The sequence below is a fragment of the Lacrimispora sanguinis genome (assembly GCF_044987295.1).
Lineage (GTDB): Bacteria > Bacillota > Clostridia > Lachnospirales > Lachnospiraceae > Lacrimispora > Lacrimispora celerecrescens_B.
In genome coordinates this window covers 3,135,985-3,150,846 of the sequence record NZ_CP173277.1, presented here as the reverse complement: position 1 = coordinate 3,150,846, position 14,862 = coordinate 3,135,985, and the positions used below count along the sequence as shown (strand labels likewise).

Genomic DNA, 14,862 nt, shown 5'->3' with positions numbered 1-14,862 from the left:
ATTACGCCTCCTTTTCCTGTGCCACCTCGTTTAACTTTGTGGTCATAATGCGATACAGTTCCAGATCGGTCGGGAATCGGTCAATGAACGGAAGAATCACATTGCCATAGAACAGAAGCCCTTCGCCCTCACCGGAGTTGGTTACATAGGACAGCTGATGCGGCGAAATGTTCAGCCGCTGCGCCAGAATACTTCGGTCATCGCTTGCCTGATTCAGCATATAGATGAAGTCAGAGTTTTCGAGGATGTTGGCAATCTCCGGGGAACGAAGCAGGTCTTTGACATTCTGGGTAATACCGGTCGGCAATCCGCCCCATTTACGGAATCGCTTCCAGATTTCTACGGAATAGGTTGCCGTCTGTTCTTCCTTCAGAAGCAGATGGAACTCGTCAATATAATATCTGGTCGATTTACCGGCAGAACGGTTGGCAGTTACACGCCCCCAGACCTGATCCTGCACGATCAGCATACCGATTTTCTTCAGCTGATTGCCAAGCTCCTTAATGTCGAAGCACACCAGACGATTCTGAATATCCACATTGGTTCTGTTGTTAAACAGTTTCAGAGAACCCTTAACATAGATTTCCAAGGCGGTCGCTACATGGTGGGCTTCCTTTTCGTCCTGCTTCAGAAGGGCATCATACAAATCCTCAAGGATCGGCATATTCTCAGGAGCAGGATTGTCGAAATATCTCTGATAGATCTGATGCACACAACGGTCGATAACCGTTTTTTCGATAGGCTGCAAGCCATCCTTACTGCCCATAATCAACTCACAGAGGGACAGGATAAAATCGGCTTTCAGTGCTACCGGGTTGTCATCCTCAGAGTAGTTCAGGTTGATGTCCATGGGGTTGATATAGTTGGTACTGGAGGAACTGATTTTTACCACCTGACCATTGAACTTGTGAACCAGAGCCGCATATTCCGCTTCGGGGTCGCAGATGATAATATCGTCATCCGTAACCAGGAACGCATTGGTGATTTCACGCTTTGCGGAAAAGGACTTACCGGAACCAGGAGTACCCAGAATCAGTCCGTTGGGGTTCTTGAGCTTCTTTCTGTCCACCATGATCAGGTTGTTCGACAGGGCATTCAGCCCGTAATAGAGCGTTTCCCCACCATTTTGAAACAGTTCCTGCGTGGTGAAAGGCACAAAAATAGCCGTGGAACTGGTAGTCAGGCCACGACGAATCTCAATCAGGTTTTGTGCCAAAGGCAGACTGCTCATCAGCCCGGATTCCTGCTGAAAATCCAAACGACGCAGATTGCAGTTATGCTTCTGGGCGATGCTCTGTGCCTGGAACACATTGTTCTCCAGTTCCTGCTCGGTGCGCCCGGTGTTCAGCACCAGAAATGTCACCATGAACATTCGCTCGTTCTGGCTCTGCAATTCTTTCAGAAGCGACTTCGCATCTTTGCCATAGGTAGCAAGGTCAGACGGGATAATGTCCATGTCATAGCCGGAACGCACCGCCTTTTTCTGTTCCTCGATTTTGGAACGGTCAAGCTCGGTGATGGTTCTCTTGATGGTCTTAATCGCCGCAGTCTGGTCAACCGACTGGATGTGCATGGTTACGATCTGCGTAGATTCCATATCCAGAAAATCCGCCAGCATACGGTCAGACAGGTCTGATGCCGTAATTGCCAGATAGGACATCGAGCCGAAGATGCTGCCCATCTGAAAGGTGCGGTTGGTCTTAAAGGCAAATGCCGTCGGAGCAATGAAGTCCTTTACGGACAGCCCGGACTCCACAAGATACTTCCAATCGAAGAAGAACTTATCGTTATCGCCCATGTGGAACATGGAGTGCATCAGATGCAGCCGCTCTTTGCCGTTCATGGTAGTGGCAATGACACCCAAACGACGAAAGTTATTGAGCAGATCGTTTTCGATATGGTTGAGTCTCGGCTTTGCCTGTCTCATGGATTCGGCTTCAATGCCAAATGTCAGGTACTTGGTTTTGGTCAAACCGTTGTTGCCCTGCGCCAACTGCTTTTTCAGCATCTGGCTATACTCGGCACGGACAGGATTGAAGCTGTCCTTCTTGAACGGGATGCGGATACTCTTTTCAAAGCTCTCGGCATCGGTGCTCAGATTCATAAAGGAAAGCTCGAAGTGGATGGAGCTGTCAAAGAAATTCAGGAAACTGCACCACTCATCGAAGATGGCAGTCTTATCTTCCTGCTGTGCCAGCTGATAGTTGATGTCCTGAAACTGAATGGTCTTGGTGTAATAGCTGTCAGTGACACGGCAGATGCCATCCGGGAACATTCTCTGAAAGGGAATGGACTGCTGTGCAGTCTGCGGAATACCGTTGTCCTTCTTTGCCCGTTCCACAACAGCTTTAATTTCTCGTTGCTGCTTCCGATTCAGATTTGCAGGCATTTTGATGTTTCTTGCCTGCGGCTTCTTTTTGAAAAACAATTCGTTCAACCTCCTTTTCCAGTTTGTACTGACGCATCAAAGCATCATAATAGTTGTCCGTCTGATAAAGGCGAACCTTGGGACGAACGAATTTAGTCTGAATGAAGTGTTCTACAACCACCTCCAACGGCTGACCATCCTTTTCATACATTGCCAGAAAGAACAATGGCAACATGACGATCATCATGGACAGTGCTGCAAGGCTCACATTTCCGGTTGCTTTGACCAGAAAGAAAATCGGCACTCCAATGAGCGCCGCCGCACCAAAGCAAAGTAACTGCCGTTTCGTCAGATTAAAGAACACTTTTGTTTTTACCCTCGTCAGGTCACGAGGTACGGGAATATACGCTGCCAAACAATTTCCTCCTTCCCTTAGTGGGCGCTGAATACACCCTTCGCAAGCGAACCGGTCTTAAACAGGGTGAAGCATAAAAGGACGGTGTAGCCCATAACGCCCCAGATAGAACCGATGATGTCATCGCTAAATGCGATAGACTGAATCAGCACCGCATAAATGCCTACGCAGATCATAATCAAGAATCCCTGGAATCCGATTGCAAACAGCGAACGCAGATAATTCTGTCCGATATTGCTCTGCTCTCTGTTTCCAAAAGTGGAGAGCGGAATCGGGGCAAGGCTGACCATCAGGTAAATTTCAATCATTCGACCGTAGACGATCACAAAGATGATGATTGCCAAGGCGGACATCGTGACCTGCACGATAAAGGATTGTAGGAACAAGCCGAGCAAAGGCCCCAAATCCATTGCCATCAGTGTTTCTTCCATTGTTTCCAATGCCGAAGCATCTATGGCAGTATTTCCGGATATGATACCGGCGCTTGCGTTTATAACGTGCTGTGCCACATCGAACACAGCCATCGTGATATTGAATGTGTTTGTGATTAACATGACCGCAACAAAAGTCTTGAACACCCATTTGAAGAAGATCCAGGTTTCAAAATTCGCCAGATTGTTGTGGTCAATAATCATCTGAATTAGCTCATAACAGGCAATGAAGGTCAGAATCAAGCCTGCTATTGGGATAATCACTGACTCGGAGATGTTTCGTACCATGGCAAAGACACCCGGCGAAAAATTCGCCGGGGTCATGCCAACGGAGGTTGCTATCTCGCCAACCTGGTTGTTGACGGACTCAAACATCCCCGACAGATTTCCCATAATGGCTGAAACGAGCATTTCTTTCAGCCAGTCTGTGATCTGTTGGAGTATGCTGTCCAAAGGCGATTACCTCCTTGTTTTGTGATTAACCGAACAGTCCGGAGAGCAGAGGTACAAGGGTGGTGCCGATGAGGGCAACACCGCCGCCAGCCATGAGCTGCTTCATGCCCTGGGACTTTGCGCCGGGGTTGTCGTTGCCGTAGCCCTCAAGCAGGTTGATTGCACCCCAGATGCCAAGACCTGCGCCCAGAGCGATAACGAGAGTCTGAAGAACGGTTACTGCGCTATTGAAAAATGCCATAATATTTTCCTCCTAAAATTTGAAATTGTTTTGAGAATAGAAAAAGCCCTCCGTACTACCGGTATCAAAACCGGACGGAAGGCTTAGTTTGCGAGAATCTTTTCAAGGAACTCCTCGACGGTTATCACGCCAAGTTTCTGTTCCATTCTGCTTCTTGCATATTCAGTTTCACAATCATATATATCACCACCACCTTTCATAAGAAACAGCCAATACATTGACTGCAACAAATCTTCACGAGAAGCACAAATCGTCGGTGAAAAAACGGCAGGTGAAACCTTCAGAACCTCTGCGAGTTTCGCTGTGGTTTCTGCATTAGGGGTTCGAGCGTTTTTCTCATACTGAGCAATACGGACATCCGCTGTTTTCTCGGAATACCCCATCAGGAGTCCAAGCTCTTTCTGGGTAAGGCGGCGAAATCGTCTAATAAACTTCAAACGCTGCCCAATAGAGGTATCCGTGATCCACCAAGTCATTTTTTACACCTCGCTTTCTGCAAATTCTCGATATACAACCTCATTTTTTGCTCTGCGTTTGCCTACGGCTTCACTGGGAGCAAGGTCAGGGTAGGTTGCCTGCACTTTCTGTCTGCTTCTGCGGACAGTTTCAAACCCCGGAAAGCTGCGTCTATCCAGTTCCTTCAAAAACACAGGAACCGTCATGGCATGAATGTCGATGCCACGCAGACCGGAATAGTGTTCCAGTACCTTCAGGTACAAATGATTGTCGGTATTTCTTGCCTTGTGGTCGTGTTCCAAGATGTTCTTAACCAGGGCGGATACCGTTTTCAGATTTTTCAAACAGAAACCTCCTTAATCCGCATCGACTACCACAAACTCATCACCTGCCTTGAGCTTCAACCTTCGACTCAGAAACTGTTCAATGTTGAACTCATTTCTCTTATCAAAGTCTGATGTGTACTTATAATTGGGGTGCTGCGTCAGATCGTACTTATCAGAAAGAAACGGTCTGACACCACGCAACTGCAAAATACACTTGCTGCCATCCAGAACCGCAAGCTCATCTACGCTCGCAAGGTCTTTGCCAAGCTTTTGAAAATTTTGTCCGTAAGACGGGCTGTTGCCTCTGGTGTTGGAGGTGTTGTAGGTGTCGATAGTTTCTTTTCCCAATGCCTGATTCAGTTCTTTGAGCGTGGTTGGCTCAGAACCACCCAGGAAAATTCGGGAATCCATGTTGCCGATGATGGTATCGGCATTGTCTTTATAAATGGCTTTCAGCTGTGATTGTGCCTGGAGAACAAGGCAAGCCGATATTTCACGGCTTCGGATTGTCGCTACCAGTTTTTCCAGATTGGGAATCTGGCCGATGTTTGCCATCTCATCAATCAGGCAGCGTACATGAACCGGCAGTCTGCCGCCATACACATCATCTGCTTTCTCACACAGCAAGTTGAACAGCTGTGTGTAAATCATGGAGATCAAAAAATTAAAGGTCGCATCCGTATCTGACATAATCAGAAAGAGCGCCGTTTTCTTATCTCCGAGGGTATCCAACTGCAACTCGTCATAGGCAGTCACATCTCTGACCTCCTGAATATCAAAAGGAGCCAGACGAGCGCCGCAGGAAATCAAAATCGACTTAGCGGTCTTGCCGGCAGCCAGCTTGTATTTTTTATACTGACGGACTGCAAAGTGATTCGGCTTTTTCTTTTCCAGGGCTTCAAACATCAGATCCACCGGGTTCTGGAACTCCTCATCATCTTCCCGCACCTCCATTGCGTTCAGGAACTCAATCAGGGTGGAGAAATTCTGTTCCTCAACCGGAGCTTCATAGTGGATATATCCGATCAAGGCACAGTAAAGCAGCGTTTCCGCCTTCGTCCAGAACTCATCACCGGCTTTCCCATCACCCTTTGTGTTGGCAATCAGAGTTGTAACCAGTTTCAGAATGTCTTTTTCTGAATGGATATAGGCGAAAGGGTTATAGTGCATCGACTTCCGAAAGTTGATCGTGTTGAAAATCTTGATGTTGTAGCCATGCTTCAAAAGGGCGTTGCCGCACTCAATCACGATGCTGCCTTTGGGGTCAGTGACCACATAGGAGCTGTGCATCTGGAGAAGGTTTGGCTTCAACCAAAAGCGAGTTTTACCGGAACCTGAACCACCGATAATCAGAACATTCTTATTTCTGGCATTGGCAGGATTCTTCGGACGATTGCTCATCATCAGCCGCTCCGTTTTCGTCAGGATCACATTGTCCTCGAACTTTGGTGCAATAAACGGCTCAATATCTTTTGCCGTTCCCCAACGAGCAGAACCGTACTCAACATTGTGTCGGTACTTCTTTGCGTTTTTGCCTTTTAGATAGACAGCCAGCCGAAGTCCTGCGCCGCAGAGAATACCAATCAGCAAATCCAACGGGTGAAAGCTGGGCAGCGGATTGTTCAGGACTATCGGAAGGGCATTAAAAAAGCTGAGGATTTTCGCAGATGAATCTGCACCCTCAGCCAATCTCCATGCTTCTCCTAAATTCGTAGCAAACAATCCTACCAGAAAATACGGTAAATTCAGAATCAGGAGCTTTTTCATTTTTCTCTTATCCATCACAGATCACGCTCCTGTTTCTTCTCTCGAACCTTCTTCGGAATCGCTGCGACAATTTCCTTGAACTTCTTCAGCTGTGCCAGAACGCTCGGCTTTTCATTCTTGGTTAATGCCCTTGCCTGATGTTCCTTGCAGATTGCATCCAAAGCATCTGCATCTTTAGAACGGACAAAAACAAGAAACCGGGGAGGATCAACGGACTTATCTTTTCTTACGGCAAAGTCCACGCCGTACTTCTTGGCGAGCTTTTCAAAATCACGGATACTCTCTTTGTCGATCTCAACATTCGTAGCACCCTGATTCTGTCCCAAAAGCTGTTTCACGGATTGCTTTCCATGAACGGCAGGATCTCGTGCCTTTTTCATCTTCACTTTTTCCCGGTGCTGCAAATACTTGCGGATACCGGCAATGATAGTGCGCCCCGTCAGCTTGGTTGTGCTGATCGCCAGGTTTACTGTTCTGTTTTCAACTTCTTCCTGCATGATTCATCACCTCCTGCAAGCAGTAGAGTGAACAGTTTATCTTGCCATATCTCTGTGGTCGTAATACAGATTGCCCTTGGCAACTGCGGCATGGCTGATAATCTTGATATTGCCAGCTCTCTGGTTATCCAGAGCCTTCTGATAACCCACATCGCTCAAATACAGGCGATTTCTTTCGCCTTTCCAACCGACAGGCGATTCATTGGTCAGCACATCGAAAATAATCATGTGCTTGGTGGCGTCATCAAATCGTGCCAAGTCCATATAGGTATGTCCCTGGTACTCCTTGGCACCATCCTGAATCCGCTTTCGCTCCATCAGCTCTCCAATCGTCGAATTTCTTTGCATAAGAACCTCCTTACAGAACATCTCGGTCAGGGTTACTTTTGTGGGGAACCGAATCAGCTTTGACAGGTGCATCTTCTTTCTTCACCATGTCATCCGGCAGGGGAAGCGCCATAATGCTGCGCCCCATGCGTACAAAAGTCTCAGGCTGATGAAAGTGTTCCTCAAACTGCTTCATCAGTTCCGGGGACAGAGAACAAAAATCATCCTCGCCCAATCCCACAACCAGAAAATCTCCGGCTACAATGTCATAAATATCACCGTCATCATCACGCAGCGCACGGTTCAGTTCTTTGCCTACGAGTTTACCTTCGTCGTGCATGACCAGTGCAACCGGCTCATTGAACGGATAAGTCGCCTCAATATCGCCACCTACGGCTTTCTGCAAATCTTCCAGCTCACAGCCGATCTGCACAGCCTGCGGATACATAAACGGCTTTACCAGCAACACATTCATGGTATCTGCCTGTTCTTTCTGAACTTCCCGTTCCTCGGTCGTGCCGAACGCAACACCGGTAAAGTTTTCAGAGTCCAGAATGTACTCCGAATTGTAATAAGCGGCTCTAACCTGTTCCTCTGCCGCATCGTGAGATTCTGCTTGCACCGTAACCGTTTTCTCCAAGGTTTCGGTAATCTTCACATCGTATTCTTTCAAGTTTCGATACCCCCGTTTCTTTGGAAATAAGAAAAGCAACCATCCATGAACCTGTTACAGTTCATAAATAGTCGCATCCACATCGGCTAAAAGCTCGAACAAGCAAATATCGTCCAGTTCGCAAATCAGGGAACCCATGTCGAAGAAAATATCGTCCTCGCATTCCACCGTAGTAATTACGCTGCGATGTTCGTTAAGACAAATGGCTTCTTCCTTGTCCATCGTAATCGTGGACATACAGGACACCACATAGAATGTCATATCTTCTGCTAACCACAGCTCCTTGCTCTGAATCGTGCGAACTTTTTCATTGCCGCTCATATCTTCTACATAGGACAGAAGACGCACGGCTCTGCTGTTCAGAAGTACCGTTCCCTGATAGTCGATCCCATCACCAGCAGAGGACAATACTCGGTACTCGCAAACCATCTCGGCATTTTTCTGGAACGACCTTGCCAGAAGCGTAGGAGAAATATCATCGAACTCCTCACTGTAATTTACGAGCATATCTACCATATAATCAGGATCGCAAAGGTCGTAGAGTTCTTCCAAAGCGCCCTGAATGTTTTTGGGTGTAAACATTTTTTCACCTTACCTTTCCATAGATTTTTCTCTTTTTTTCTGCCACTGTTCCAAAAGCTGAATGATTTTATCCTCCATCTGCTTGTTGGTATAGGACTTCGGGAAGTATTTTCGCAACGAATCCGTTTTGAAGGTTACTCTGTCCAGCTCTCCCTTCTTGATTTCATTCATAATCTCGCACATCGCATCCAGCGTACACTCGCCCTCCTGTGCGAGCTTTTTAATTCGCTGTGCTTGCGAAAGGGAAGGAGCTGCTTGAGCATAATCCATTGCAGAAAGAAAATTCTGCTGTTCTTCGCTTGCCAGATAAGAAAGCTCCACCGCAGGATTGAATTTGATCTGACCTGTATCCACCATATCCAACAGTTCCGGAATCAGCTCGGTCAGACGGATATAGCGTTGAATTGTTCTTGCACTTTCGCCTGCATCTTCAGCCATTTTTTCGTCTGCTCTTAACTTCGTGCCAACTTGGCACGAAGTTAAATCCGTTCGTTCACCCTGATGTTTCATAGCATCCAACTTCATCTTGTAGGCAAATGCTCGTTCGCTCGGAAGAATGGTTTCTCTCTGCAAATTCGCATCGACCATCAAAATAATGGCTGCATCATCGTCCAGGTCACGAACAATCGCAGGCATGGTTTCCTTACCCGCAAGCTCCGATGCCCGGTGCCGCCTGTGACCAGAAACGATTTCATAACCACCATCGGGGTCAGGTCGGACAATCGCAGGGGTGAGAACTCCGAAATCTCGGACGCTCTCCGCAGTTTTCATCATTTCTTCATCATCAACCACACGGAAGGGGTGTCCCTCGAAAGGGTGTAATTCAGAAAGCGGAATTTCCTGCACTCGCTCCTGCTGAGATTCGGCTCTGGATTGCTCGGTGGAGAAAATATCATCGTACCCCTTCAAGCTGATGTTTGCGCCTTTTCTCTGCATTGTTTAACACCTCCTTCGTCAAAACTCGGTAAGCATCCGCTACTTTCCCTTTCGGATCGTGCTGAAAGATACTGTGTCCTTCGGCACTGATTTCCTCTGCACGAACAGAGCGGGGAATGTCTGTCTTGTAAACCTTCAACTTTCCTCCATAGCTCTCCCGAATTAGATTGCTGATGTCTTTGGAATAGTTGGTGCGGTTGTCTACCATAGTCAGAAGAATCCCTTCAATCCTCAGTTTCGGATTGATTTGCCTCTTGACCTTGTTGATGGTTCCAAGCAGCTGTTCCAGGCCCTTTGCAGGAAGGTATGCTGCCTGAACCGGTATCAGCACATTGTCGGCAGCTGCCAACGCATTGACGGTCAGCATACCCAAAGACGGCATACAGTCCAGAAGGATGTAATCATAATTCTGTTTGACCGTATCCAGGTATTGCCTGAGAATGGTTTCCCGGCTCATGGCATTGACCAGTGCTACTTCCATACCTGACAGTTCGATGTTGGATGGCACCAGATCAACGCCCTCCGGATGATGAAGAATCCCTTCATCGGGAGTAATAGGGTTTTCCATCATAATCTTTCCCATCAGATCGGAAAGTGTCGGAGACAGATCATCCGGGCAGGGATTGCCCAAACTGACCGTCAGGGAAGCCTGGGGATCGGTGTCTACCAGAAGCACCTTTTTTCCTTCAAGAGCCAAGCCAACGCCCAGATTCTCGGTGGTGGTGGTCTTTCCAGTGCCTCCTTTCTGATTGACCACCGCAATGATGGTTGCTTTTTTCGACATTTATCGTCACTCTCCTTCCTCTCGCTTCATTTTCAATTTCTTAAATCCTCCTTCCAAATATCCGTGTGACATATCGTGCCGAACAAGAGCATCGTAGTAGGTGTCTATTGTCGTCGGCGCATTGTATATCGTAGTCAGCATATACTGACGGATATTTCTAATCTTTGTGGTGTTCTCTTTGAAGCAGTCCATAACATATCGAATATGCTCGATATTCAGTTTCATAAACCGACTGCGGACAATTTCTGCCGGACGCTCCTCTGCACCAATGCGAATCAACGGTCGCTTTGTGCAAACCGTTTCAACGATCAACTCCAGAATGTTATCCAGCATTTCAGAATCGTAAGGGTAATCCTTCTTCAACAAATCAATACTGAGCTGATCCGAGAAATAATCAAAGTATTCTTGATACCGGTCATTCTCGTCCATCATTCCACCATTTCCGGAAGGAAAGATAGAATCAGTATCACTAAATTCAGTATTTTTAATATCAGTATTATTACATTGTGATTTCGGAAGTTCTTGAGTTGTGATTTCCATTGTTCCAGAATTGTGATTTTCACAATTCAAGAGTTGTGAATCCACAGCAGAGATAAAGTTCTTCACATAGATCAGGTTGGGCTTTCCCAAACCCTGGCGCTTACGTTCAATCAATCCTGCTTTCTTCTCAAGTTCACTGAGCAGCTTGATAGCCTTTTGTTCAGCACAGTTCAGAGCCATCTTCGCTTCGTCGATTGTAAAAATGATATACACTCGACCGTTTTTATCTATCCAACCATTCTTGGCAGACAGGCTCATGCGGTCAAGCAAAATGCCATACAGCATCTTGGCATCGGCAGAAATATTCCAGAACCTCTCGTTCGTGAACAACACCTTCGGAACTCGATAGAATGTGAATAGATCGGATTGCTGACCGTAAAAATAATCAAAACTCACACGGCTTCACCACCTTCTTTCTGCGGAAAACTTTCTGTTGTCAGCGGAATGCTGCGGAAAGTCGTATCCGTCTTTTCATAAGGACATCGGGCAAAAAAGCAGAAGCGGTATTCCTGTTCATACACATCCATATCAACGAAGCCCCACTTCACGCATAACCTTCTTCGTACACCAGCCAATGCACGGGTGATCTCGCCCATAGGGACAGCCATCACATTCCGACTTGGGTTTCGGTGGCAAAGAGATTAAGTAGTAGCAATTATTTCTACCCAGACGGCAACCCTTTCTGCCATTCGTCCAGAAGTAGCAGTAATGACAGTCGCTCGGCTTGTCTGCGGTATAAACAGGCTTGCTCAAATAAAACACCTCCAATCTCTTGTATTTGCCCATGGTTTTGGGCATAAAAAAAGAGCGCCTATCCATCCCCGATGCGGGGCAAATAGACGCTCTATGTATATAACGATATTCAATTTTATCTGCTATAACTGCATGGTACTCAAAACATCCGCCTTTTTTGATTAGCTGGATTTTTGGCACGATTTTGGGGCTGATTAGCAGGAAGGGCATTTTCATTAGCAAGAACAGCCCATTTTCTGCTAAAAATTAGCTGGCGATTTTGTCTTATAACAACCGTTCGATTCTGGAGGGGTTGTCAAAAATCAAATTTTGGAGTAGAATTTTATCTCATACAGTGAAAGAGCTTTTTCGTAGCTTTTTATATAAGAAAAGCCGAAAACCCTTGAAAACAAAGGCTTTCGGCGTTGTTCACTGGCGTCCATAAGAGGATTTGAACCTCCGACCCCACGCTTAGGAGGCGTGTGCTCTATCCAGCTGAGCTATATGGACGTGTCTGATATATGATTATAGCCCGATCAAAGTCGAACTGCAATCCCTTATTTAGTTTTTTTGAGGTGGCCGTTGTAACGCAACCTTAGGAGGCGGACGCTCTATCCTGCTGAGCTACAGAAACAGTATGAAATTTTATGTGGGGCGAATCCCCAAAAACGGACGCTCTAATGCGGTCCGACTACTATTATATTCACAATCGCACTTTTCGTCAAGTCATATTTGTACTTATTCTACAGGCTCTGCAAAATTTACGATACCCTGCATCCATATTTGTCCCTTAAATCTACGCCCGATTTCCGGAGTTCCCACCAAATCTTTTTTTGCAATTCCCACGTGGAAAATAAGATCACTGCACTCCAAAGTAAAATCATATACCTCTTCCTTAGTGATCTGATTTTTCATCTCATCTATCTTTATGATCTCTCCTATAATGGAGTATTGGTCACATTCTACACCGCAGGGCATAAAACAGGAATCAATGATGGAATATAAATCCTCTTTCATCACCCTTCTGGATGCCTGGGAATATAAATCAATATCTTCAATGGTAAGAGTCTCCATCGCATCTTCATCGCCGTTCTTTGCCGCTTCTAAAAGCGTATTACGGTCCATTGCCGCAACTCTGGCCTTTTCTCTCTGAATTTCTGTTTTCTGAATGGGAAGAAGGACTTTCCCACTTACCGCAAGGCCGGAAAGACAGACATTCCTGGTTTCCATCGGATGATGATCAATGATCCGTTCCCTGCACTCAAAAGAATTGTCTATATAGAATATGAGGGAAATTCCCACCTTAAATTCATCCAAAAGGCCGGCGTAAGTTTCCCGCTCCGTGTGACGCTGGATGGAACAGGCTACTTCTGATGTCATATCATTGGTTTTCAAATATGGATAATAATAGCTTCTTTGAAATTTACCTTCCCGGTCCATTTCTCCAAAGATAGCAATCCCCATACCCGGAGCCACTTCCCTGCGAAGTTCACAGAGATTGGATTCCTCATCAATCTGAATCCGTTTCAGGCCGGACAAATCTTCACAGAGCATATCCAATAATTTTTCTATTTCCTTGTCTTTTTGATATTGGCTGAAACCAATGGTTCTCAAGAATTTATGCATAGGATCATCACCTGCTTTCTAATAATCTTAAGGTTGTTCGATTTAAAAAGCTCATCGAACAGCTAATTTACAAAACTCAGGCTGCACTATGCTAACCTTCATTATGTAAATAATTCTGGAAAACAATAAGGCGAAGTATACTCCGCCTCAAGCCTTATCGATTATTATATACTAAAAATGATGAGAAAGCCAGCATAATTTTCTTATTTTAAAAATTGGGACCAGTTCCCTTTTAGGAAAACTGGTCCCTTAATTCTTATACGATTCCCTGTGCCGTCATGGCTTCAACGACTTTTTCAAAACCGGCGATGTTTGCACCTGCCACATAATTTCCCTTCACGCCGTAACGCTCTGCTGCAGAAGCCGCCTTAGCGTAAATATCAATCATAATGTTATGGAGCTTTTCATCCACCTCGTCAAAGGTCCAGGAAAGCCTCTGGCTGTTCTGGCTCATCTCAAGGGCGGAAGTTGCTACGCCGCCTGCGTTTGCTGCCTTGCCCGGCATAAAGAGCATTCCGCTTTCTAAGAAGTACTCCGTTGCTTCTATGGTGGATGGCATGTTGGCGCCCTCAGCAACTGCAAAGCATCCGTTTGCTTTCAGCATTTTTGCATCATCTAAGTTTAATTCATTCTGTGTTGCACATGGAAGGGCGATGTCACATGGGATGCTCCAGATGCCTTTTCCTTCGGTGTACACAGCTGATTGATGTGCATCCACATATTCTTTGATCCGTCCGCGGCGAACTTCCTTGATTTCCTTAATCAGGTTAAGATCAATTCCATCCTTATCATAAACATAACCGTTGGAATCGCTTAATGCGATGACCTTGCCGCCTAACTGCTGTACCTTTTCCGTAGCATAGATCGCTACATTACCGGAACCGGAAATAACCACATTCTTGCCGGCCAGTTCCTTGCTGTTATGCTTTAACATCTCATCCAGGATATATACCAGACCATATCCCGTTGCCTGTGTACGTGCAAGAGAACCGCCATAGGTCAAGCCCTTACCGGTCAGAACTCCTTCATATAAGCCGGTCAGTCGCTTGTACTGGCCATATAAAAATCCGATTTCTCTTGCTCCCACTCCGATATCACCAGCAGGAACATCCTGATCTGCACCGATATATTTGGACAGCTCAGTCATAAAGCTCTGACAAAATGCCATAACTTCTCTATCTGATTTTCCCTTTGGATCAAAATTGGAACCTCCCTTACCGCCGCCGATCGGAAGCCCTGTCAGAGAATTTTTGAATACCTGCTCAAAGCCCAGGAATTTTAAGATTCCCTGATTGACAGAAGGGTGAAGACGCAAGCCTCCTTTATACGGCCCGATGGCGCTGTTAAACTGGACGCGGTATCCTTTATTCACCTGTACCTGACCATTATCATCTACCCATGGCACACGGAAAGATATGATTCTCTCCGGTTCCACAAGGCGCTCCAAAAGACCCATCTTACGGTATTTTTCTTCATTCGCTTCAATAACAAGCTTTAGGGAATCAAGCACCTCTTTGACCGCCTGATGGAACTCAGCTTCTCCTGGGTTCTGGCTCACTACCCTGTCATAGACTTCATCCACATATGACATATTTTTTTCCTCCTTTGATTGGTTTGTAATATTTAAAATGGCAAAAAGAGGCCAGAACTTTTCTAAGTTCCGGCCCCTTTGCCTTGTTATAACTTCTAAAAAATTATAACAAGTTCA

General features: G+C 46.1%; 17 protein-coding genes and 1 tRNA gene. All 18 read right to left on the bottom strand.

Annotated elements, in window-relative coordinates:
* Position 1: 1 nt before the first annotated feature.
* Entirely contained in the window at positions 2–2,389 is a 2,388-nt protein-coding gene (locus ACHZES_RS14625; RefSeq protein WP_008791945.1) for a VirB4-like conjugal transfer ATPase, CD1110 family, read from the bottom strand.
* Entirely contained in the window at positions 2,349–2,783 is a 435-nt protein-coding gene (locus ACHZES_RS14620) for a PrgI family protein (RefSeq protein WP_227178487.1), read from the bottom strand. The genes ACHZES_RS14625 and ACHZES_RS14620 overlap by 41 nt, the downstream gene beginning before the upstream one ends.
* A gap of 17 nt (positions 2,784–2,800) precedes the next feature.
* The gene (locus ACHZES_RS14615) at positions 2,801–3,667 is read right to left on the bottom strand and encodes a VirB6/TrbL-like conjugal transfer protein, CD1112 family (RefSeq protein ID WP_002578954.1); all 867 of its coding nucleotides are present in this window, start codon (positions 3,665–3,667) and stop codon (positions 2,801–2,803) included.
* A 25-nt stretch (positions 3,668–3,692) separates the two neighbouring features.
* Positions 3,693–3,908 carry a Maff2 family mobile element protein gene (locus ACHZES_RS14610; protein WP_002576404.1) on the bottom strand — a complete coding sequence of 72 codons (216 nt, stop codon included), beginning with the start codon at positions 3,906–3,908 and terminating at the stop codon, positions 3,693–3,695.
* An 83-nt stretch (positions 3,909–3,991) separates the two neighbouring features.
* Positions 3,992–4,384 carry a helix-turn-helix domain-containing protein gene (locus tag ACHZES_RS14605; protein WP_118629860.1) on the bottom strand — a complete coding sequence of 131 codons (393 nt, stop codon included), beginning with the start codon at positions 4,382–4,384 and terminating at the stop codon, positions 3,992–3,994.
* Between the two features lie 3 nt (positions 4,385–4,387).
* Entirely contained in the window at positions 4,388–4,708 is a 321-nt protein-coding gene (locus tag ACHZES_RS14600) for a hypothetical protein (RefSeq protein ID WP_227178483.1), read from the bottom strand.
* Between the two features lie 12 nt (positions 4,709–4,720).
* Entirely contained in the window at positions 4,721–6,472 is a 1,752-nt protein-coding gene (locus ACHZES_RS14595; protein WP_227178481.1) for a VirD4-like conjugal transfer protein, CD1115 family, read from the bottom strand.
* Positions 6,472–6,954 (bottom strand): PcfB family protein, encoded by a 483-nt coding sequence (locus ACHZES_RS14590; RefSeq protein ID WP_002304320.1) that lies wholly within the window; start codon positions 6,952–6,954, stop codon positions 6,472–6,474. Before ACHZES_RS14590 ends, ACHZES_RS14595 begins: the two co-directional genes overlap by 1 nt.
* A 36-nt stretch (positions 6,955–6,990) precedes the next feature.
* Entirely contained in the window at positions 6,991–7,302 is a 312-nt protein-coding gene (locus ACHZES_RS14585; protein WP_395547264.1) for a DUF5720 family protein, read from the bottom strand.
* 10 nt (positions 7,303–7,312) lie between these two features.
* Positions 7,313–7,954 (bottom strand): DUF3846 domain-containing protein, encoded by a 642-nt coding sequence (locus tag ACHZES_RS14580; RefSeq protein ID WP_170820250.1) that lies wholly within the window; start codon positions 7,952–7,954, stop codon positions 7,313–7,315.
* 54 nt (positions 7,955–8,008) lie between these two features.
* Positions 8,009–8,536, bottom strand: coding sequence for a hypothetical protein (locus tag ACHZES_RS14575; RefSeq protein WP_227178479.1), 528 nt, complete (start codon positions 8,534–8,536; stop codon positions 8,009–8,011).
* Between the two features lie 9 nt (positions 8,537–8,545).
* On the bottom strand, positions 8,546–9,472 hold the full coding sequence (locus ACHZES_RS14570) for a ParB/RepB/Spo0J family partition protein (protein WP_002578961.1): 927 nt from the start codon (positions 9,470–9,472) through the stop codon (positions 8,546–8,548).
* Complete coding sequence (locus ACHZES_RS14565; RefSeq protein ID WP_195255131.1) at positions 9,429–10,256, bottom strand: ParA family protein; 828 nt, start codon at positions 10,254–10,256, stop codon at positions 9,429–9,431. Before ACHZES_RS14565 ends, ACHZES_RS14570 begins: the two co-directional genes overlap by 44 nt.
* Before the next feature lie 6 nt (positions 10,257–10,262).
* Positions 10,263–11,192, bottom strand: coding sequence for a DUF6017 domain-containing protein (locus tag ACHZES_RS14560; RefSeq protein WP_002578965.1), 930 nt, complete (start codon positions 11,190–11,192; stop codon positions 10,263–10,265).
* Positions 11,189–11,392, bottom strand: coding sequence for a hypothetical protein (locus tag ACHZES_RS14555; RefSeq protein ID WP_224209075.1), 204 nt, complete (start codon positions 11,390–11,392; stop codon positions 11,189–11,191). Before ACHZES_RS14555 ends, ACHZES_RS14560 begins: the two co-directional genes overlap by 4 nt.
* Positions 11,393–11,961: 569 nt before the next feature.
* Positions 11,962–12,038, bottom strand: a tRNA-Arg gene (locus tag ACHZES_RS14550).
* Positions 12,039–12,266: 228 nt separating this feature from the next.
* Complete coding sequence (locus tag ACHZES_RS14545) at positions 12,267–13,154, bottom strand: DUF3881 family protein (protein WP_038284268.1); 888 nt, start codon at positions 13,152–13,154, stop codon at positions 12,267–12,269.
* 256 nt (positions 13,155–13,410) lie between these two features.
* A complete protein-coding gene (gene gdhA / locus ACHZES_RS14540) occupies positions 13,411–14,745 on the bottom strand; it encodes an NADP-specific glutamate dehydrogenase (protein ID WP_038284266.1) in 1,335 nt (444 codons plus the stop codon).
* Between the last annotated feature and the right edge of the window lie 117 nt (positions 14,746–14,862).

What these genes read in the sequence shown, in the direction of transcription:
- ACHZES_RS14625 (WP_008791945.1), bottom strand. Translation starts at nt 2,389, where the DNA reads ATGCCTGCAAATCTGAATCGGAAGCAGCAACGAGAAATTAAAGCTGTT.
- ACHZES_RS14610 (WP_002576404.1), bottom strand. Translation starts at nt 3,908, where the DNA reads ATGGCATTTTTCAATAGCGCAGTAACCGTTCTTCAGACTCTCGTTATC.
- ACHZES_RS14605 (WP_118629860.1), bottom strand. Translation starts at nt 4,384, where the DNA reads ATGACTTGGTGGATCACGGATACCTCTATTGGGCAGCGTTTGAAGTTT.
- ACHZES_RS14595 (WP_227178481.1), bottom strand. Translation starts at nt 6,472, where the DNA reads ATGGATAAGAGAAAAATGAAAAAGCTCCTGATTCTGAATTTACCGTAT.
- ACHZES_RS14590 (WP_002304320.1), bottom strand. Translation starts at nt 6,954, where the DNA reads ATGCAGGAAGAAGTTGAAAACAGAACAGTAAACCTGGCGATCAGCACA.
- ACHZES_RS14585 (WP_395547264.1), bottom strand. Translation starts at nt 7,302, where the DNA reads ATGCAAAGAAATTCGACGATTGGAGAGCTGATGGAGCGAAAGCGGATT.
- ACHZES_RS14575 (WP_227178479.1), bottom strand. Translation starts at nt 8,536, where the DNA reads ATGTTTACACCCAAAAACATTCAGGGCGCTTTGGAAGAACTCTACGAC.
- ACHZES_RS14570 (WP_002578961.1), bottom strand. Translation starts at nt 9,472, where the DNA reads ATGCAGAGAAAAGGCGCAAACATCAGCTTGAAGGGGTACGATGATATT.
- ACHZES_RS14565 (WP_195255131.1), bottom strand. Translation starts at nt 10,256, where the DNA reads ATGTCGAAAAAAGCAACCATCATTGCGGTGGTCAATCAGAAAGGAGGC.
- ACHZES_RS14555 (WP_224209075.1), bottom strand. Translation starts at nt 11,392, where the DNA reads ATGGGCGAGATCACCCGTGCATTGGCTGGTGTACGAAGAAGGTTATGC.
- ACHZES_RS14545 (WP_038284268.1), bottom strand. Translation starts at nt 13,154, where the DNA reads ATGCATAAATTCTTGAGAACCATTGGTTTCAGCCAATATCAAAAAGAC.
- gdhA (WP_038284266.1), bottom strand. Translation starts at nt 14,745, where the DNA reads ATGTCATATGTGGATGAAGTCTATGACAGGGTAGTGAGCCAGAACCCA.